The sequence below is a fragment of the Roseospirillum parvum genome (genome assembly GCF_900100455.1).
Classification (GTDB): Bacteria; Pseudomonadota; Alphaproteobacteria; order Rhodospirillales; family Rhodospirillaceae; genus Roseospirillum; species Roseospirillum parvum.
Genome location: NZ_FNCV01000005.1, coordinates 200,559 through 218,116 on the forward strand (window position 1 = coordinate 200,559; position 17,558 = coordinate 218,116).

Genomic DNA, 17,558 nt, shown 5'->3' on the forward strand with positions numbered 1-17,558 from the left:
TTATCAATACTTGTGAGGGCGTCCGGATATCAGGGGGAATGACATGGTCACATCTCTTTCCACGTACTTCGAAAATCAGCCAAAAATCGTAGATCAAAATCTCAAGATTGAAGTATTTGGCTTGCAGGTTCGTTGTGCACCTTGGCCTTTTCCAGACGAATTCAAAATTGAGTATGCGAAGCTGTTTTATACAAGAATATATGAAATCATGCTTGATGCTGGGCTGCCGAGAAGTTCTCTGAGTTTCACTGATCCGCAGTCGGCTGCGCATATCAATAAGTTAAGAGGTGATGCTTCTCTTGGTTGGTTTGGGATGTCTAGTAAGGTCCCTGGCAAAGAATTTGGGATTACTGTTTCTGATGAAGTGTTGCAAATTCGGTGTGATGGTCTGCGATTGGAATCGCTAGTGAGTCTATCGGAACGGATTTTTTCTAGAATTACGGCGGCTTGGTGTTCAGAGGATCTGGCGAAGCCGACATTTCTGCTGAATCGGGCTCATACAATTGACTTTTACTTTGATTTCAATCTTCGAGTTGGCAATCATAAAATACAAAAAAGAAAAATGAAAAATTATGAGCTGCTTTCAGAGGCATTTTCTCTTGATAAGAAAATTCAATCAGAGGGGAAGCTTGACGTAAGCCATGCTATTCCTATCATTGGAGTGGATCAGTACATTAGAATGGATTTCAGGCAGCATGCTTTAAAAGAAATAGACGGTTTTCCTTTTAATACAATAATTAGTATAGAGGCGCCATACAATGAGCAAAATTCAATAATAAGTGTAAATTCTTCCTTGAGAATGGAGGATGAGTTTGGCTTTGATCTCTCTTCAGGGTTGAATTGGGAGACCGCATTTGTTTCCTTTTTCCGGGATATCATACTGAAAAGATTCCTGGAGAACTTTTTCTGTTCCACCGAGTTTTTGTCAATTTGATGACTTGTATGGCAGTTAACTATGTCAAGATATATAAGAAGAAATATTGGTGAAGGTAGTACGCTAGTTTCTATCATTAGAAACAAGTGGCTGCAATCCGGTATCGCGGGTATTCCATTTGCTGGAGGGCCCGCTCAGGCCTTCCTTTCTAACGTTGTTCATGAGATCGACCAAAAAAATTGGAACATTTATTGGGAGAGTGTCGAGAGCTGTATTGAAGATCTTCAAAAAGAAAAAATAGATATAGAATATTTTTCATCTGAAGATTTCCTGAAAAGAATTCGACAGATTTATCGTGAAGTTGTGACGGGAACTGATAAAACAAAATTAGTGTACTTGAGAAACTATCTTTTGGCGTCGGCGTCCACTCAAGAGCTTGATGCCACATGGAAGGATATTTTCTTTGATCATTTAAAAAGCATGACGGGTTCGCATCTGATAATTTTGCGCTTTTTTTACAATACGCAAAACAGTCTATCATTAAGAGACAGGTTTCAGCTCAAGCAGAGAATAGCCAACAGTCCTATCATTCTTGAGTCAGTCTGTAAAGAAATCGAAAGTGCTGATAAGATTCTGGTTGAGATGCTGGTTGCAGATTTGTGTGCCCGTGGGCTTCTCGCCTTGTGGCTGGGTGATGAACTGATGCCGAGGGGATGGAGCATCACAGATTCGGGATTGAGACTCATGCGGTTTCTCTTGGTTTTCCAGGCCGACGAGACCGCTTAAGAAACAGCGCGGAAAAACGGCCGCTCGGACCGCTCGCGGGGCCTGGGTCGGCGCGGGGGTGGCGAGGGCCAGGGTCACGGCCATCGCGCCACCCATCAGGGGGGCAAGGGATCGCATCGGATGCGCCGCTGTTTCGGGACAGAGGCCCCCTGTCTAAGCCACCCACGGTTGAAGTATGATGACGACTCCGTGATGAATGTCTGACAGCCGATCCGGACTGCGCCCGGCGTCCCTCAGGCCAGGCTTGCAAGCTACCGGTCGATGCGCGCTTCCGTGTCAACGCCGTTTGAATTTTCCCCATTATATCATGGCCCCGAATGAGCAGGTGGTGATCGGCTTTGGGGCAAAACCTTTCGCGAATCAGGTTCGGGTGAATGTCCGCTTCATTGCCTTGACACCTGAAACCAAACCGTCCCCTTCCGGCCCAACCCGGCCGGAAAGAAAATGCCGTTGACCTTCACCCTGAAAACCGGTCCACGCGGAGGGTGGGTTTCCCGTAGCATCCCAGAAGCGGGGGGAAGGTCATCATCATGAAGCGCGTCAGGTTCAAGGAAGGGCAGATCATCGCCATCCTGAAGGAGGCGGAGGCCGGGGAGATGGTCGCCAACGCGGTCTGCCGCAAGCACGGCGTCAGCGAGCAAACGTTCTACCGCTGGAAATCCAAGTTTGGCGGGATGGGGGGGGCGACGCCAAGCGGCTGAAGGCCATGGAGGAGGAGAGCCGGCGCCTGAAGACGCTGATCGCCGACCTGACACACGACAGGATTGGGGGCTTTGAGCAATTGGCCTTGAAGGCTAAACCGCTACAGCGGTTTCGGCCCGACGAAATACAACCGCGCCCTGGCCCGGGCAATCGCTGCGGTCACATGGCTGCCTCCGCCCTCTATCCCCGCTTTCAGGCGCTCGGCGGCGAGGGTGGGGAGGTGGGTGGTTATGGCCTCGTCGCTCAGGCCTTCGGCCACCCCAAGGCCAATGCCGATGCCCTGGAGCAGCTTCACGTAACGCTCAATCGCCTCGGCGCGCTCGATCTGTTGCACCTGCCCCGGCGTAAGGCCAGAGCGCAAGGCGGTCAGGTCGCCGCCGGCCACCTCTTGCGCCGCCTGCCACAGCGGGTGGAGGGCTTGGCGGGTCACGTTGCCGTCGCGCTGATGGTCGGCCAGGTAACGGACCTCTTGCAGCGCGTTGGCGATCACATCCCCGATGCCAGCCTCGAAGTCGGCGAAGGTGCGCAGTTGGTACTTGTCGCGCAGTTCCTTCTTGCCGGCCCGCACTTCGACCCGCCAGACCTCCAGCGCCGGGTCGCGGCGATCCACGCCCCACGCCTCGAACCAGAAGCCCTTCTGCCGGGCGATGGCCTCCCGCCGCTTGTCGTACAGGATCACCTGCCGGCCCGGTTGCTTGCCGATGGTGACGGACTCCAGCCGCCGTCCCCGCACCACGGCGGCCGGCTGATTGCGGTCAGTCGGCACGGCGCGGCGGTCGCCCCAATGGGGCTGAACCTTGGTGTGGGCGTGGGCCACGAACTGGTCCAGGCGGGGCTCGAAACACCGCGTCCGGAAGTCCATGGCGAAGTCCACCCGGTTCAGGCTGTGGTCGCTGATCCGGGCGCCCATGGCGGCCAACTCGCTGAACAGGTGATCCCGCGTGCCGGCATGACCCAGGGCAAGAAGCGTCGTCGCCCGGGGCGAGGCGAAGATGTTCCATTCGCGGGTGTCGGGGTTGGCCTTGACCATCCACTTGGCTCCCAGCGGCCCGGTGTCGCAAACGTAGGCATAGCCGCCCCGCATGCCGTGTCCGGCCACGTGCATGTCCACCGTGCCGAGGCGGGCCAGGGTCGGTTCCTGGCTCTCCTGGGCACGGTCGCGGGCCTCCTTCAGGGTTTCCAGCGCTTCGTCCGGCAGGGCGCCGGCAAAGGCCACGTCCAGGGTATCGAAGCCGGCGTGTAGGCGTTCGATCATGACTGGCGCTCCTTTACGCCCGAGTAAGTGTAGGGAGGGGTGTTACAAGGACCCCTCCCTGGCACCGCGCCTGTCCGGAGAAAGCGTCGTTCAATTGGCGCGGTCGCCTGACGGCGCCCGCGATTTCGGCGCTTCGCGCCGAGGCTGCTTTGGTTTTGAGGGCGGGGGAGGGGAAGGCGGAGAAAGGGGCGGCGACCCTTCGGATCGCCGCCCCGCTGAGGTCGGCGACACCCGGCGAGGCGGGATGGTGCCCGAAGCTCGCCCGGGTGCCGATCCGCCCCCAAAATCCCCGGCGGCGCAGCCAACCCCGCCGGGGCAAAACCCGTTGATGGCTTGAAGGCCGCCATCAGGCCTGGCTGGTGTTGTCGAGCGAATGGGCCTCGATCCAGGCCAGCAGATCGCGCCGCCGATAGCGGATCGAGCGCGCCGAGACCTTGACGAACTTCGGCCCGCCCCCGCGCACCCGCCAGTTCTGCAAAGCCCGCGTGGTGTAGCCCAGGAACCCGGCGGCCTCGACCTCGTTGATCAGGCTGTCCAGGTAGACCCGATCCTGGATGCTTTCCGCCGGTTGCGCTTGGTGTTTCATGCCAGACCTCCAACGTGCTGTGTGCGCTGGGGTCAAACCTGGGCCAACTCGGCGCCTATAAAAACGCCTATAAAATGCCCGCGAATTTATAGTTTCCGGGAACCCGGAAATTCCGGAATCGGGATGGCGCGGGCGGCGGGGTGGTGGGCGCTGTCACTTCATGCCCAGGCCGTCGCGCGCCGCCTTGTTGAGGCGGGTCTGCCAGCCCTTGGGATTGTCGCCGCGCAAGGCCTCGATCAGGTCCGCGTCCAGCGACACCGTGACCTGCCTCTTGGTCCGCCCCCGGGGCCTGCCGACCCGGCGAACCGAGGCGTCGGCTTCGAAGGTGTCCGGATCGGCGGCGATGGCGGCCTGAATGGCCTGGTCCTCGTCGGGGGTGTTGTCGAGGATGCGGGGGGCTTTCTTAGCCATCTTCGAATTCCTTTCGCCACAGGGCGATTTCCCGGTTGGTGGCACGCCGCAATGAGATGACCCGGCAGGCCTCGCCGCGCCATGTGGCGACCAGGGCGAAGAGATGGTTGCCGATGGGGCCAAGGATCAGTTCGCGCTCTTCACCATCCACGATTTGGCTGCCGGCCAGGGCGGCGAAATCCCAATCGAAGTCGGAAACCGCGTCGAAGGCGATGCCGTGTTTGCGGCGGTTGCTGTCGCTCTTGCGCGGGTCCCACTGGGTGTCCATGCGCTGGCCTCTCGGGTATATTTATAACTATGGAAATGGGCGGAGTCGAGAATAAAATAACTATTCAAACTCCTGCACCTCTTTCAGGGCGCGGCGGATCACTTCGTCCCCCAAGCCCTTGCTCTCCCGTTCATCGTCCGGGGCAAGGTCCAGGACCCGTTGCCGCACAAGCTGAATTTGGCCCTTGACGGTCATCTCGGGAGAAAGGGCACCATCCGCCGTCAGGGTGCGGATTGCTTCTTCTATCTGTTCCTTGCGCGAGGGGCGCCCGCGCGAGGGCTTTTCGATCTCGGGGGGTGGCATGTGCTCGGCTCGCCAGCGCTTGGAAATTTCGTTCTCCCAGTGATGAGACACGATGCGAATGCCAGCGAAGGCTAGGCCGTGGTGCTCAAGGGTGTCCTTGGACCAGTTAAGGAAGGTTGCCCATGCTTGGGCGGGAACCCGCTTGGGGCTGTCTTCCAGGCTTCTGGGCAAGACGTAGCCCAGGCCAAAGAGCGCATCCTTCATCAGGTATTTTCGGACGGTTTCCTGGCATTCTCGCGTGGTTGCGAGGCGGTCGTTCATTGTCTTATTTGCAACCTCGAATGCCTCCCTGATTTCGGTCGGGTTGTCAGTTTTGAATGCCTCAAAGGCTGGCGTAAGGTCGCTCAGCCAATGCTCTGCGTTCAACTCTTCATAGCGCTTTCTGAGTTGCGATGGGGCGAACTCAATGAAGGCTCGTGCTGGGTGGCGCCCATAGTGCCAAAGCATGTCTTCGACCGTTGGGAAGCGGTTCTGGGACATAGGTTAAGAGCGCTCCTTAATGAACTCATTTTACCGTAACCTGGAGGCTGGCGGTCGGCTGCGTTTGGGATGTTCTAGCATGGGGTATGCTCGGATGGGTAGGCCCCCCCGTAACGTGAGCGTGTTTGCCGAGTTGGTCTGTGCGGTGGTTGGTTCTCGTTACGTGACATCAACTCCTGGCTGGATTTCCCAAGCCTCCGGATGTTTGCGTTCGAAATCCCGCAAAAACCGGACTGACCACCCCGGAAATGCCGGCTACGGTCCGGACGCCCGGCCAGATTACCCGGAATTTCCGGGCCGCTTCCCCGCCGTGCTCCCCCATGGCTTTCTGCTTCCCCGGCGCTTCCCCGAAAAGAAAAAGGCCCCAGCCAAAATCGGCTAGAGCCTTGTTTTTATTGGTGCCGGCAGCAGGGTTCGAACCCGCGACCCCCTGATTACAAATCAGGTGCTCTACCAGCTGAGCTATACCGGCGCATCCTGGGGCGGGGCGGTCGGCCGCCAGGGGGGGCGATCTTCCCATGGTGGGGCGGCAAACTCAACTGCCCAGGGGACGCCGGAGACGGGCGGGAGGCACCATCAGGCCCCGCGCCGCCGTTACGGGAAGGCCTCGCGAAGGCGCCCGGCGGTGGCTTCCCAAGCCGCATGATCCGGTCTATAGGTGGCGGTTCTCCGAGCCGGCCCGAAGGGGTGGGCGTTCGGCCGGCGGGGCCATCATGCGGGCATGGCGGAATTGGTAGACGCGCTGGATTTAGGTTCCAGTGGCTTCGGCCGTGGGGGTTCAAGTCCCTCTGTCCGCACCATGGCGCTCTGTGCGCCGCGCCGCTTGGCAAGGCGCGATACTTGACAAACCGGGCCCGGAGGGGAAATGGTGCGCTTCTTCCGCTCGGTGCGCGCCGGGCGGAACCGGTTCATGTTGCCCATCGCCGGCCCTAGAGCCGAGGGCGAGAATTCGGAACCACTTGGTGGTTACCGATTTTTCGCCCGGGTCGGCTCCATGCTTAAATATCGAGAGCAGATCGTGCGAAATCTGAAGTGCTCTGCGATTCACATTTCGCACGATCTGCTCTAGGCGCCGCCGGCGCGTTGTCCGCGCCGCCGCCTGTCACCCCCGCCGCATCCGGGGCCGCTCCCGCGATCCCGCCGACCGCCATTGTTTCATAGAGAGACTTCATGCAGATCACCGACTCCACCATCGACGGCCTCCGTCATGCCTTCAAGATCGTGCTGCCGGCCGCCGACATCGAAGCCCGCGTCGAAGCCCGCCTGAAGGAGATCGGGCAGACCATGCGGCTGCCGGGTTTCCGTCCCGGCAAGGCGCCGCTGCCGCTGTTGAAGAAGCGTTATGGCCAGGCGGTGATGGGCGAGGTGCTGGAAAAGGCGGTTCAGGAATCGACCGCCCAGGCGCTGAAGGAAAAGGAGCTGAAGCCGGCCCTGCAGCCCGAGATCGAGGTCGACTCGTTCGGCGAGGGCGAGGATCTGGCGCTGTCCGTGGCGGTCGAGGTGATCCCCGACATCGCGCCGATGGACTTCGCCACCCTGAAGCTGACCCGTCAGCGCGCCGACGTGCCCCAGGAGCGCATCGACGAGGCCCTGGGCCGCATCGCCGAGAGCCGCCAGGACAGCGCCCCGGTCGAGGAGGACCGTCCGGCCGCCGAGGGTGACATCGTGGTCATCGACTTCGTCGGCAAGCTGGACGGCGAGCCGTTCGAGGGCGGCAGCGGCGAGGGGGTCAGCCTGGAACTGGGCGGCGGCCGCTTCATCCCCGGCTTCGAGGAGCAGCTGATCGGCGCCAAGGTCGGCGATGCCCCGGTGGTCACCGTGACCTTCCCCGAGGACTATCAGGCGACCCATCTGGCCGGCCGCGAGGCCACCTTCGAGGTCTCGGTCAAGGAGCTGCGCCAGCCGACCACCCCGGCGGTCGACGACGCGCTGGCCGAGGCGGTCGGCATGGAGAGCCTGGAGAAGCTGACCGAGATGGTGCGCGGCCGGCTGCAGGAGGAGTTCGACGAGCTGTCGCGCGAGCGTCTCAAGCGCAGCCTGCTCGACGCCCTGGCCGAGGCGCATGACTTCCCGGTGCCGCCGACCCTGCTCGAGAACGAGTTCAAGGGCATCTGGAGCCAGCTTGAGGAAGCCCGCAAGAACGACCAGCTCGAACCCGAGGACGCCGCCAAGAGCGACGAGGAGCTGGAGGCCGAGTACCGCGGCATCGCCGAGCGCCGGGTGCGCCTGGGCCTGCTGCTGGCCGAGGTCGGACAGAAGCACAAGATCCAGGTCACCAACGAGGACCTGAACCGCGCCGTGGTCCGTGAGGCGATGCGCTATCCGGGCCAGGAGCAGGCGGTCTTCCAGTACTTCCAGAACAACCAGGACGCGGTCAACCATCTGCGCGCCCCGCTGTTCGAGGACAAGGTGGTGGACTATATCCTGGAGTTGGCCGAGGTCAGCGAGGAGACGGTCAGCGTCGATGAGTTGACCGCCGATCCGGAGGAGGCCCCGGCCAAGCCGGCGACGAAGAAGAAGGCGGCGCCGAAGAAGAAGGCTCCGGCCAAGAAGAAGGCCGCCGAGGTGGAAGCTGGCGAGGCGGAAGCTGGCGAGCCGGAGGGCGAGGCAACCGAGGCCAAGCCGGCCAAGGCAGCGTCCAAGAAGAAGGTGGACGACGCCGAGCCGGCCGAGGCCGAGGCCAAGCCGGCCGCCGCCAAGAAGAAGGCCCCGGCCAAGAAGAAGGCCGTGCCCAAGGCCGCCGACTCCGCCGACTCCGGCGAGGCCGACACCTCGGAGGGTTGAGCGCCACGGCGCTCATCCCCCCCTCCCTTATCCTCAGCCACCAGGAGGCTAAAGCCGCGCCATGGCCGACCGTGATCCAATCGAGGTCTTCAACAACACCCTGGTGCCGATGGTCATCGAGACCACCAACCGGGGCGAGCGGGCCTACGACATCTATTCCCGCCTGCTCAAGGAGCGGATCATCTTCCTGACCGGGCAGGTGCACGATGGCGTGGCCTCGCTGGTCAGTGCCCAGTTGCTGTTCCTGGAATCGGAAAACCCGTCCAAGGACATCTCGTTCTACATCAACTCGCCGGGCGGCGTGGTGACCTCCGGGCTCGCCATGTACGACACCATGCAGTACATCCGCTGCGACGTGTCCACGGTGTGCATCGGGCAGGCCGCCTCCATGGGCTCGCTGCTGCTCACCGCCGGGACCGCCGGGAAGCGGTTTTCGCTGCCCAACTCGCGGATCATGATCCACCAGCCCTCGGGTGGCTTCCAGGGCCAGGCGGCGGACATCGAGATCCAGGCCCGCGAGATCCTGCTGCTGCGCGAGCGCCTGAACCGCATCTACGAAACCCACACCGGCAAGCCCTTCGACGAGATCGAAACGGCCATGGACCGCGACAAGTACATGACCGCCGAGGAAGCCCGCGACTTCGGGCTGATCGACCACGTGGTGGCCAGCCGGCCGCGTCCGGAGGACGACGGGACGGGGGACGATGGCAAGGGCGACGATGCCTGAGTGCACCGGTAATCGGTTCAGGTCCCGGAAAGGCGAGGTGTTGATCTTTTAAGGCGATCACGGCAATCGGGATAATTCGGTTGCGCAAATGCGAATGAGTTGCAACACTCTCCTGGCAACGTCGTTCACACCCGCGCTCTCGAAGGAGACCCGCGCCATGATCGCCTTGAAGACCTTCAGCTTCGCTGTCATCCACCTCTCGGTGGCCTTCTCGGTAGCCTACGCCTTGACCGGCGACATCGGCATCAGCAGTGCCGTCGCCCTGCTCGAGCCGGCCTGCAACACGGTGGCCTTCTACTTCCATGAACGGGTCTGGCGCCGCTTCCAGAAGGGCGGCGCCGCCCCCCGGAAGGCGCCGGCCATCGACCTGTGTTGCGGCGCCCACGGCTGATCCCCAAATGGGCAGGTGTGGCCGCCGTCATGGTCTGGTGATGGCGGCGTTGTTTTTCCCGCGCCGTTTTTCGCGCCGTTTTTTTTCCATTGTGCCGGGCCGGCCCCAAGGGCTAGACTGATCAGCCGCCATGGCCGCCCCATCCTGTGGTGGGCGCAGGCGGCTGACCGCGGGCGGAGCGTCCGGTCGGGCCGGAAAACCGGCTCGGGTGGTGCAGTTATCAAGGGGCGCGGCCCGGGATGTTCCCGGGCGCGGACGCCCCGTAGAGGCCCAGGCGGCCCGCGACCCAGAGCCGGATCTGGGCGCGGTCGCTGGGCCGCGCCCAGACCCGGTTCTGGGTCGCGGGCGCCGAAAGCCGGTTTCTAAGTGGAGTTGGGATGACCAAGTCGTCGGGCAGCGAGTCGAAAAACACGCTCTATTGCAGCTTCTGCGGCAAAAGCCAGCACGAGGTGCGCAAGCTCATCGCCGGGCCCACCGTGTTCATCTGCGACGAATGCGTCGAGTTGTGCATGGACATCATCCGGGAAGAGAACAAGACCCAGATGCTGCGCTCGAGCGACGGCGTGCCCTCGCCGCGCGACATCCTCGGCGTGCTGAACGACTATGTCATCGGCCAGAGCCATGCCAAGCGGGTCCTCTCGGTGGCCGTGCACAACCACTACAAACGGTTGTCGCACCTCGGCAAGAGCAGCGACCTGGACATCGCCAAGTCGAACATCCTGCTGATCGGCCCCACCGGCTGCGGCAAGACCCTGCTCGCCCAGACCCTGGCCCGCATTCTCGACGTGCCCTTCACCATGGCCGACGCCACCACGCTGACCGAGGCCGGCTACGTGGGCGAGGACGTGGAGAACATCATCCTCAAGCTGCTCCAGTCGGCCGACTACAATGTCGAGCGGGCGCAGCGCGGCATCGTCTACATCGACGAGATCGACAAGATCAGCCGCAAGTCGGACAACCCCTCGATCACCCGTGACGTGTCGGGCGAGGGGGTCCAGCAGGCGCTCTTGAAGATCATGGAAGGCACCGTGGCCAGCGTGCCGCCGCAGGGTGGGCGCAAGCACCCGCAGCAGGAATTCCTTCAGGTGGACACCACCAACATCCTGTTCATCTGCGGCGGTGCCTTCGCCGGCCTGGACAAGATCATCAGCCAGCGCGGTCGGGGCACCTCGATCGGCTTCGGGGCCGACGTGCGCGCCCCGGAGGATCGCCGCACCGGTGACGTGCTGCGCGATGTGGAGCCCGAGGACCTGCTGAAGTACGGCCTGATCCCCGAGTTCGTCGGCCGCCTGCCGGTGCTGGCGACGCTGGAGGACCTGGACGAGCCGGCCCTGATCGAGATCCTGACGGCGCCCAAGAACGCCCTGGTCAAGCAGTACCAGCGGCTGTTCGAGATGGAGAACGTCAACCTGACCTTCACCCATGATGCCCTGAAGTCGATCTCGTCGAAGGCGATTGCCCGCAAAACCGGGGCGCGCGGCCTGCGCTCGATCCTGGAAGGCATCCTGCTCGACACCATGTTCGACCTGCCGGGCATGGATGGGGTCGAGGAAGTGGTGGTCAACGGCGAGGTGGTGGAAGGCCGCGCGACGCCGCTGGTCATCTACTCCGAACGCTCCGACGAGTTGAACACCAGCGCCTGACGCACCGCCACCCCCACCGCCACGGGTGGCGGGTTCTGGAGTCCCCCCCCCCAGGAGGAAACCCCAGGAGGAAGCCCCAAAAGGCCGAGACTTTCTTGGCCTTTGATGGTGCTCGCCGGGCCGTCTGGCCCAGGCCCCCTTGAGGGGCATGGCGCGGGTGCCGGCGCCATGGGGCGGAGTGTGGTCGACCGCCCCGGGCAAAGACCTTTCCAAGGGGGCGCCGCCCGGCTGAACGTCGGCTGGCCGGCCCGCCGGGCCCGAAACGGGGGCGGGGCTTGCGGGGTCCGCCCGGCTGCCCGATATTGAACCCTTCAACCTGCCCAATCTTCAGGGCTCCCGGGCCTTGGCGCGCCGCCGCCGGTCCGGGCCATCCCGATCCGAAGGAAGACCAGCGTGGAGTCCACTCCCCAGACCGTTCCCGTCCTGCCGCTCAGGGACATCGTCGTTTTCCCGCACATGATCGTGCCGCTGTTCGTCGGCCGCGAGAAGTCGGTGCGGGCCCTGGAAGAGGTGATGAAGGACGATCGCCAGATCCTGCTCATCGCCCAGAAGAACGCCAGCCAGGACGATCCGGAAAGCGACGACATCTACGAGGTCGGCACCCTGTCGACCGTGCTTCAGCTCCTGAAGCTGCCCGACGGCACGGTGAAGGTGCTGGTCGAGGGCGGCCAGCGGGCCCGGGTGAAGACCTTCACCCAGACCGACACCTATTTCGAGGTCGAGGCCGAGCTGATCGAGGAGAACCCCGGCGAGGCCTCGGAGGTCGAGGCCCTGTCGCGTTCGGTGGTCGGCGAGTTCGAGCAGTACATCAAGCTGAACAAGAAGATCCCGCCGGAGGTGCTGGTCTCGATCAACCAGATCGAGGACGCCGGCAAGCTGGCCGACACCATCGCCTCCCATCTGGCCCTGAAGATTTCCGAGAAGCAGTCGCTGCTCGAGGTCGCCTCGGTGAACGAGCGCCTGGAGTCCGTCTACGGCTTCATGGAGGGCGAGATTTCCGTCCTTCAGGTGGAAAAACGCATCCGTGGCCGGGTCAAGCGGCAGATGGAGAAGACCCAGCGCGAGTACTACCTGAACGAACAGATGAAGGCGATCCAGAAGGAACTGGGCGAGGCCGAGGACGGCCGCGACGAGATCGCCGAGCTGGAAGAGAAGGTCAAGAAAACCCGCCTGTCCAAGGAAGCCCGCGAGAAGTGCGAGGCGGAGCTGAAGAAGCTGCGCTCCATGAGCCCCATGTCGGCCGAGGCCACGGTGGTGCGCAACTACCTGGACTGGATGCTGGGCATTCCGTGGAAGAAGCGCTCGCGCATCAAGCACGACCTGAAGGGCGCCCAGGAGGTGCTCGACGCCGACCACTACGGCCTGGAGAAGGTCAAGGAGCGCATTGTCGAGTACCTGGCCGTCCAGCAGCGCATCAAGAAGATCAAGGGCCCGATCCTCTGCCTGGTCGGCCCGCCGGGGGTGGGCAAGACCTCGCTCGGCAAGTCGATCGCCCGGGCCACGGGGCGCAACTTCGTGCGCATGAGCCTGGGCGGGGTGCGCGACGAAAGCGAGATCCGCGGCCACCGGCGCACCTACATCGGCTCGATGCCGGGCAAGGTCATCCAGGGCATGAAGAAGGCCAAGACCTCCAACCCGCTGTTCCTGCTCGACGAGGTGGACAAGCTGGGCAACGACTGGCGGGGCGACCCCTCCTCGGCCCTCCTCGAGGTGCTCGACCCGGAGCAGAACGCCACCTTCAACGACCACTACCTGGAGGTGGACTACGACCTGTCGGACATCATGTTCGTCACCACCGCCAACACCCTGCGCATGCCCCAGCCGCTGCTCGACCGCATGGAGGTGATCCGCATCTCCGGCTACACCGAGGACGAGAAGGTGCAGATCGCGCGCCGTCACCTGATCCCCAAGCAGATTGAGGCCAACGGCCTGAAGGACGGCGAGTGGGAGATTTCCGATGACGCCCTGCGCGACCTGATCCGCTACTACACCCGCGAGGCCGGGGTGCGGAACCTGGAGCGCGAGCTGGCCAACCTGACCCGCAAGGCGGTCAAGGAGATCCTGATCGGCGAGAAGGAAGGCCGGGTCGAGGTGACGCCCGACAACCTGTCGGACTACGCCGGGGTGCGCAAATACCGCTTCGGCGAGGTCGAGGGCGAGGATCTGGTTGGCGTCACCACCGGGCTGGCCTGGACCGAGGTGGGCGGCGAGCTGCTGTCCATCGAGGCGGTGGTCACCCCCGGCAAGGGCGCGGCCACCCTGACCGGCCAGCTCGGCGACGTGATGAAGGAATCGATCCAGGCGGCGCGCTCCTATGTGCGGGCCCGCTCGGTGGCCTTCGGCATCAAGCCGACGGTGTTCGAGAAGAAGGACTTCCACGTCCACGTGCCAGAGGGGGCGACCCCCAAGGACGGCCCCTCGGCCGGTGTCGCCATGGTCACCTCGCTGGTCTCGGCGCTGACCGGCATCGCGGTCAGCCGCGAGGTGGCGATGACCGGCGAGATCACCCTGCGCGGCCGGGTGTTGCCCATCGGTGGTCTGAAGGAGAAGCTGCTGGCCGCCCTGCGCGGTGGCCTGACCACGGTGCTGATCCCCAAGGACAACGAGAAGGATCTGGCCGAGATTCCCGACAACGTGAAGGAAGCGCTGACCATCGTGCCGGTGTCGACGGTCGACGAGGTGCTGGAGAAGGCCCTGGTCGCGCCGCTGACCCCGATCGAATGGAACGAGGAGGACGAGGAGCGCGCCGCCGCCCTGGCCCGCGCCAAGCCCGACAGCGACCCCGGTGGCGACGACGCCGTCACCACCCACTGACCCTCCCCACCGCCGGCCCCTCCGGGTGCGGTTTGTGACGCCTGTCACAGACCGCCCGGGGCGGCTCGTCTAGCGTTTGCCGGCCCGGCCAGGGGGCTGGGCAAGCCCATGCGCGCGGCCATTTTCCAACCCATATCCAGAAAGGGGTTGACGTCCCAGAAAGGCCGAAAATCCGCGATTCTTGGATTGACGGGGTGTTTTGAAGCTGCCTACACTCTCGGAGAATTCAAGGTTTAGTAACACCTTTTCGTCGAACACATCCGGCTAGCAGAGGGGGCTCCTCACGTGAACAAGAATGATCTGGTTGCCGCGGTCGCTGACAGCAGCGATCTTTCCAAGGCCGACGCCACCAAGGCCGTGGACGCGGTTTTCGAAGCCATCACCGATGCCCTGAAGTCCGGCGACGAGGTTCGCCTGGTCGGCTTTGGGACCTTCAGTGTGTCGACCCGGGCGGCCAGCGAGGGCCGCAATCCGCGCACCGGGGACAAGATTCAGATTCCCGCCTCCAAGCAGCCCAAGTTCAAGGCCGGCAAGGTCCTCAAGGACGCCGTGAACTGAGCGGCTTCAGGCCGCCTCCGGCCCCCTGAAGGGGGGCGGGGCCTGCTTCTACCCCGGCCGGAAAAACGGGTGAGGGGTAGGAAAAAAACCATTCCAGGCCGGCCCGGCGGTAGCGTTGGGCCGGCTCTTTCGTGACCGGTCCACAGGCGCTGGCCGCCCCCATATGGCCGGGCTCATCTGCCGGACCCGCCTGGGCCGTTTCCACCCACCCTGGCGGTTTCCAAAAGGTGGTTTGGCCGTTTTCACAAGGTGGTGCGGCGTCCTGCCGCCGGCCGGTCGAGGCGTGGGGAAGGGCGCGAGTCGGTACGATGTGGGCGGTTAGCTCAGCTGGGAGAGCGAGCGGTTTACACCCGCTAGGTCGGCGGTTCGAACCCGTCACCGCCCACCACCCATCCCGTCACCGCCCACCCACCCCTCCCGGGGCGCGCCGAACGCCCGCCCCACTCCCAAACGACCCCACTCCAAAATGGCAACGCCGCGACCGGGGGTCCGGTCGCGGCGGCAAGATGGTGGGCCGTCGGTGGTCGCGTGGGGCGCGCCTCAGGGGCGCTCTTGGATCAGGGCGCGCCTCAGGGGCGCTGGGCGACCGCGATGTTGCCGCTCGGCGCCGGGCCGGGGCTGCGGTAGGGGCCGTTGCAGAAGGCCTCGACAAAGAATTCGTCGATCAGGTCAAGTGCCCGCTCGCTGGCCGTGCCGGCGTGCAGGTGGGTGCTTTCCGTGGCCAGCCGCTGCAGGCGCCGCAACACGTCGGCCATCTGCATGTGGCGCGACAGGTAGGGGCGGCTGCAATGGGGGAACAGGCGCCGACGCTCGATGTCGATGTGGCTTTCCGCCTGACGGATGAAGGTGGCGATCAGCCCGCCCACGGCGGGGTCGGCCTGGGCCGCGTCATCGTCGTTCTCGGCCGCGGCGACCGGGGCGATGGAGCGGGCGATGCGCGCCCCCAGGTCGTGCAGGGCGGCGTTGGATCGGTCGACCTCCGAGACCCCGGTGGCGGCAGGGCGGTGGTTGTGCTTCAGGGCGACCATGGCAGAAACTCCCAAAACCAGAGTGGCCTCGCCGGTCCGGCCGTCAAGGCGGGCCGGCGGACCAAGTCCCAGGGGCGGGCGACGGCGGCCGGCCGGCTGGGGAACCAGGAACCAGAAAACGGGGGCCGATGTTTCCTGATCGGATGCTTCCTGATCGGAGCGGGTGCCGGCGGTTGCGTGCCGGCTTGCCCCCGTTGCTCCCGAGCAACAACACCCCACACCGCGTGTCGCCGGATGGGGTGTGCCACATTCGGGGGCCCCGATCGACGGCCCATTGATGAAATTTTAGCGCGTTGGGGGGTGAAAGGGCACGGGTGCGTCGGGGTAATATGCCTTTGAACCGAACCGGATGTTTCAGTGTGTTGGCGGCGAGGATGTGATGGCTTTCACCTGCGAGGTGGTTTTTCCCCAGGCGTGCGAGACGGTGTTCGATCTGGTCGCCGACGTGGAGCGCTATCCCGAGTTCGTGCCCCATTGGCGGGCCGCCCGGGTGGTCGCCCGTCATGGCGATGGCAGCTACGAGACGTTGCAGGCGGTCAGCTTCGGCCCGGTCAGCCAGAAATTCCACACCCTGACCACCGTCGAGCGGCCCCGGCGGTTGACCATCAAGGCGCTCAAAGGGCCGTTCCGGGCGTTTTTCATCGATTGGCGGTTCAGCCCGATGGGCGCCGAGTCGGGGGGCGGATGCCGGGTCGCCCTGCGCTTCGAGGTGGACATGAAGGCCGGCCCCATGCAGCGCCTGGTCGACCACGCCATCGGTCAGATGAGCCACCAGATGATCGAGGCCTTCCGGCGCCGGGCCGCCCTTCTCTGAGTACCCGGGCGGGGGGCGGCTGGTCGTTCAGGGGTAGGGTTCGGGGCCCGGGCCCGCCGGCGGGATCGGCGTGACCGTCATCAACCTGTCGGAAAGACTTGCATCCTGTGCCTCGGGGCGTAGTCTCTCGCCTGCTCGTGCCGGGCTGGCGGTTGACACCGGACGCCGGGTGGGGCATGAGGTCGGCGCTCCAGGGCCCGGTGACCCTTCACGACAGCCGGGTCCGGACCCAGATGCCCTGGTCTGGGTCTTGAAATCCCGCGGGAGACGGTAGTTCCGTGACGTACGATCCTCCTTCTTTCCAGCACGCTGGCGGCAGCAAGACCCTGACCGCCGGCCGCCTCGCCCCCGAGCCCTCCGGCAAGGCCGCCCTGGCCGCCTCGACGCCCAGTGTTCCCAAGTACATGCACGAGGTTTACAGCTGGGCCTATCTCAGTCCGGTTGGCCAGTGGGTGTTCGACCGCTCGGTGTCGGTCAATGCCATCCTGTGGGGCAACGCCGACCGGTTGATCCAGTCGGTCGAGGACGAGCTGGAAGCCGGGCAGAAGGTGCTGCAGGCGGCTTGTGTCTACGGCGACTTCTCCAAGCGCATGGCCAGCAAGGTGGGGCCCGAGGGGCGGCTTGATGTGATCGACATCGCCCCCAACCAGGTCCGCCAGACCCGGGTCAAGCTGAGCGAGCACCCGCAGGCCAGCGTGCGCATCGCCGATGCCCGCGAGCCCGGGGTGGGCGAGCTGGACGTGGCGATCTGCTTCTTCCTGCTGCACGAGGTGCCAGCCGACTACAAGCCGGTCATCGTCAACGCCCTGTTCGACAGCGTGCGCCCGGGCGGCAAGGTGGTTTTCGTCGATTACCACCGGATGGCCGGCTGGCATCCGCTGCGCCCCATCATGTGGTCGGTCTATCGGCTGCTGGAGCCCTTCGCCCAGGAACTGGTCGATGGCTCCATCCCGGCCCTGGCCGCGCAGCGCGACGACATCGAATGGGGCCCGACGCAGACCTTCTTCGGCGGCCTCTACCAGAAGATCGTCGCCCATCGCCGATAGCCCCGCGCCGCCAATGGTGCAGCGCGGTACTCTGGTTGGGGAGCCGGCTGCACCCCGCGGCGAACCGGGCTTTGGTGCGAAACCTGCC

At 63.8% G+C, this 17,558-nt stretch carries 16 protein-coding genes, 3 tRNA genes and 1 pseudogene; 13 read left to right on the top strand and 7 right to left on the bottom strand.

The genetic code is table 11. From position 1 onward, the window contains the following. The first annotated feature begins 43 nt into the window (after positions 1 to 43). The 3 genes and pseudogenes from BLR95_RS15515 to BLR95_RS09400 form a co-directional block, all read left to right on the top strand. Positions 44 to 934 carry a hypothetical protein gene (locus BLR95_RS15515; RefSeq protein ID WP_143130970.1) on the top strand — a complete coding sequence of 297 codons (891 nt, stop codon included), beginning with the start codon at positions 44 to 46 and terminating at the stop codon, positions 932 to 934. A gap of 21 nt (positions 935 to 955) precedes the next feature. Beyond that, positions 956 to 1,660: a hypothetical protein gene (locus BLR95_RS15520; RefSeq protein ID WP_143130971.1), complete on the top strand. Its 705-nt coding sequence runs from the start codon at positions 956 to 958 to the stop codon at positions 1,658 to 1,660. 530 nt (positions 1,661 to 2,190) lie between these two features. After that, positions 2,191 to 2,420: pseudogene (locus BLR95_RS09400) on the top strand (transposase); the annotation flags it as partial. Positions 2,421 to 2,462: 42 nt separating this feature from the next. Here BLR95_RS09400 and BLR95_RS15785 read toward each other — a convergent pair. The 6 genes from BLR95_RS15785 to BLR95_RS09425 all read right to left on the bottom strand — a co-directional run bounded on the left by BLR95_RS15785 (position 2,463) and on the right by BLR95_RS09425 (position 6,137). Next, on the bottom strand, positions 2,463 to 3,617 hold the full coding sequence (locus BLR95_RS15785) for a hypothetical protein (RefSeq protein WP_176787732.1): 1,155 nt from the start codon (positions 3,615 to 3,617) through the stop codon (positions 2,463 to 2,465). Between the two features lie 346 nt (positions 3,618 to 3,963). Continuing rightward, on the bottom strand, positions 3,964 to 4,203 hold the full coding sequence (locus BLR95_RS09405) for a helix-turn-helix transcriptional regulator (RefSeq protein WP_176787753.1): 240 nt from the start codon (positions 4,201 to 4,203) through the stop codon (positions 3,964 to 3,966). A 153-nt stretch (positions 4,204 to 4,356) separates the two neighbouring features. Next, complete coding sequence (locus BLR95_RS09410; RefSeq protein WP_092618865.1) at positions 4,357 to 4,614, bottom strand: BrnA antitoxin family protein; 258 nt, start codon at positions 4,612 to 4,614, stop codon at positions 4,357 to 4,359. Continuing rightward, complete coding sequence (locus BLR95_RS09415) at positions 4,607 to 4,882, bottom strand: BrnT family toxin (RefSeq protein ID WP_092618868.1); 276 nt, start codon at positions 4,880 to 4,882, stop codon at positions 4,607 to 4,609. The genes BLR95_RS09410 and BLR95_RS09415 overlap by 8 nt, the downstream gene beginning before the upstream one ends. 60 nt (positions 4,883 to 4,942) lie before the next feature. Further along, positions 4,943 to 5,665, bottom strand: a complete 723-nt coding sequence (locus BLR95_RS15525; protein WP_143130972.1) for a hypothetical protein — start codon at positions 5,663 to 5,665, stop codon at positions 4,943 to 4,945. Positions 5,666 to 6,061: 396 nt separating this feature from the next. Further along, positions 6,062 to 6,137, bottom strand: a tRNA-Thr gene (locus tag BLR95_RS09425). A 243-nt stretch (positions 6,138 to 6,380) separates the two neighbouring features. Between BLR95_RS09425 and BLR95_RS09430 the strand changes: the two genes are divergently transcribed. The 8 genes from BLR95_RS09430 (at position 6,381) to BLR95_RS09465 (ending at position 14,970) form a co-directional block, all read left to right on the top strand. Next, positions 6,381 to 6,465: transfer RNA gene (locus BLR95_RS09430), tRNA-Leu, on the top strand. 370 nt (positions 6,466 to 6,835) lie between these two features. Further along, positions 6,836 to 8,449: a trigger factor gene (tig, locus tag BLR95_RS09435; RefSeq protein ID WP_092618874.1), complete on the top strand. Its 1,614-nt coding sequence runs from the start codon at positions 6,836 to 6,838 to the stop codon at positions 8,447 to 8,449. A gap of 61 nt (positions 8,450 to 8,510) precedes the next feature. Further along, entirely contained in the window at positions 8,511 to 9,176 is a 666-nt protein-coding gene (gene clpP, locus BLR95_RS09440; RefSeq protein WP_092618877.1) for an ATP-dependent Clp endopeptidase proteolytic subunit ClpP, read from the top strand. Between the two features lie 157 nt (positions 9,177 to 9,333). Next, a complete protein-coding gene (locus tag BLR95_RS09445; protein ID WP_218119525.1) occupies positions 9,334 to 9,567 on the top strand; it encodes a DUF2061 domain-containing protein in 234 nt (77 codons plus the stop codon). Between the two features lie 377 nt (positions 9,568 to 9,944). Then, the gene (gene clpX / locus BLR95_RS09450; protein ID WP_092618883.1) at positions 9,945 to 11,210 is read left to right on the top strand and encodes an ATP-dependent Clp protease ATP-binding subunit ClpX; all 1,266 of its coding nucleotides are present in this window, start codon (positions 9,945 to 9,947) and stop codon (positions 11,208 to 11,210) included. Positions 11,211 to 11,603: 393 nt separating this feature from the next. After that, on the top strand, positions 11,604 to 14,024 hold the full coding sequence (gene lon / locus BLR95_RS09455) for an endopeptidase La (protein ID WP_092618886.1): 2,421 nt from the start codon (positions 11,604 to 11,606) through the stop codon (positions 14,022 to 14,024). Between the two features lie 285 nt (positions 14,025 to 14,309). Next, positions 14,310 to 14,582, top strand: coding sequence for an HU family DNA-binding protein (locus tag BLR95_RS09460; protein ID WP_092618889.1), 273 nt, complete (start codon positions 14,310 to 14,312; stop codon positions 14,580 to 14,582). Positions 14,583 to 14,894: 312 nt separating this feature from the next. Beyond that, positions 14,895 to 14,970 (top strand) — tRNA-Val (locus BLR95_RS09465). Positions 14,971 to 15,151: 181 nt separating this feature from the next. On the opposite strand, the gene BLR95_RS09470 is transcribed toward BLR95_RS09465, so the two are convergent. Next, a complete protein-coding gene (locus BLR95_RS09470) occupies positions 15,152 to 15,610 on the bottom strand; it encodes a hypothetical protein (protein ID WP_092618892.1) in 459 nt (152 codons plus the stop codon). 379 nt (positions 15,611 to 15,989) lie between these two features. Between BLR95_RS09470 and BLR95_RS09475 the strand changes: the two genes are divergently transcribed. Further along, positions 15,990 to 16,424 (top strand): type II toxin-antitoxin system RatA family toxin, encoded by a 435-nt coding sequence (locus BLR95_RS09475; protein WP_176787755.1) that lies wholly within the window; start codon positions 15,990 to 15,992, stop codon positions 16,422 to 16,424. Between the two features lie 278 nt (positions 16,425 to 16,702). After that, positions 16,703 to 17,470, top strand: a complete 768-nt coding sequence (gene rquA / locus BLR95_RS09480; RefSeq protein WP_218119526.1) for a rhodoquinone biosynthesis methyltransferase RquA — start codon at positions 16,703 to 16,705, stop codon at positions 17,468 to 17,470. Positions 17,471 to 17,558 lie beyond the last annotated feature (88 nt).

Bases quoted from the DNA above. Each gene is read 5' to 3' on its own strand.
- BLR95_RS15520 (WP_143130971.1), top strand. From the start codon at position 956: ATGTCAAGATATATAAGAAGAAATATTGGTGAAGGTAGTACGCTAGTT.
- BLR95_RS09470 (WP_092618892.1), bottom strand. From the start codon at position 15,610: ATGGTCGCCCTGAAGCACAACCACCGCCCTGCCGCCACCGGGGTCTCG.
- BLR95_RS09415 (WP_092618868.1), bottom strand. From the start codon at position 4,882: ATGGACACCCAGTGGGACCCGCGCAAGAGCGACAGCAACCGCCGCAAA.
- BLR95_RS15785 (WP_176787732.1), bottom strand. From the start codon at position 3,617: ATGATCGAACGCCTACACGCCGGCTTCGATACCCTGGACGTGGCCTTT.
- BLR95_RS09410 (WP_092618865.1), bottom strand. From the start codon at position 4,614: ATGGCTAAGAAAGCCCCCCGCATCCTCGACAACACCCCCGACGAGGAC.
- BLR95_RS15525 (WP_143130972.1), bottom strand. From the start codon at position 5,665: ATGTCCCAGAACCGCTTCCCAACGGTCGAAGACATGCTTTGGCACTAT.
- BLR95_RS09405 (WP_176787753.1), bottom strand. From the start codon at position 4,203: ATGAAACACCAAGCGCAACCGGCGGAAAGCATCCAGGATCGGGTCTAC.
- tig (WP_092618874.1), top strand. From the start codon at position 6,836: ATGCAGATCACCGACTCCACCATCGACGGCCTCCGTCATGCCTTCAAG.
- clpX (WP_092618883.1), top strand. From the start codon at position 9,945: ATGACCAAGTCGTCGGGCAGCGAGTCGAAAAACACGCTCTATTGCAGC.
- clpP (WP_092618877.1), top strand. From the start codon at position 8,511: ATGGCCGACCGTGATCCAATCGAGGTCTTCAACAACACCCTGGTGCCG.
- BLR95_RS09475 (WP_176787755.1), top strand. From the start codon at position 15,990: ATGGCTTTCACCTGCGAGGTGGTTTTTCCCCAGGCGTGCGAGACGGTG.
- BLR95_RS15515 (WP_143130970.1), top strand. From the start codon at position 44: ATGGTCACATCTCTTTCCACGTACTTCGAAAATCAGCCAAAAATCGTA.
- BLR95_RS09445 (WP_218119525.1), top strand. From the start codon at position 9,334: ATGATCGCCTTGAAGACCTTCAGCTTCGCTGTCATCCACCTCTCGGTG.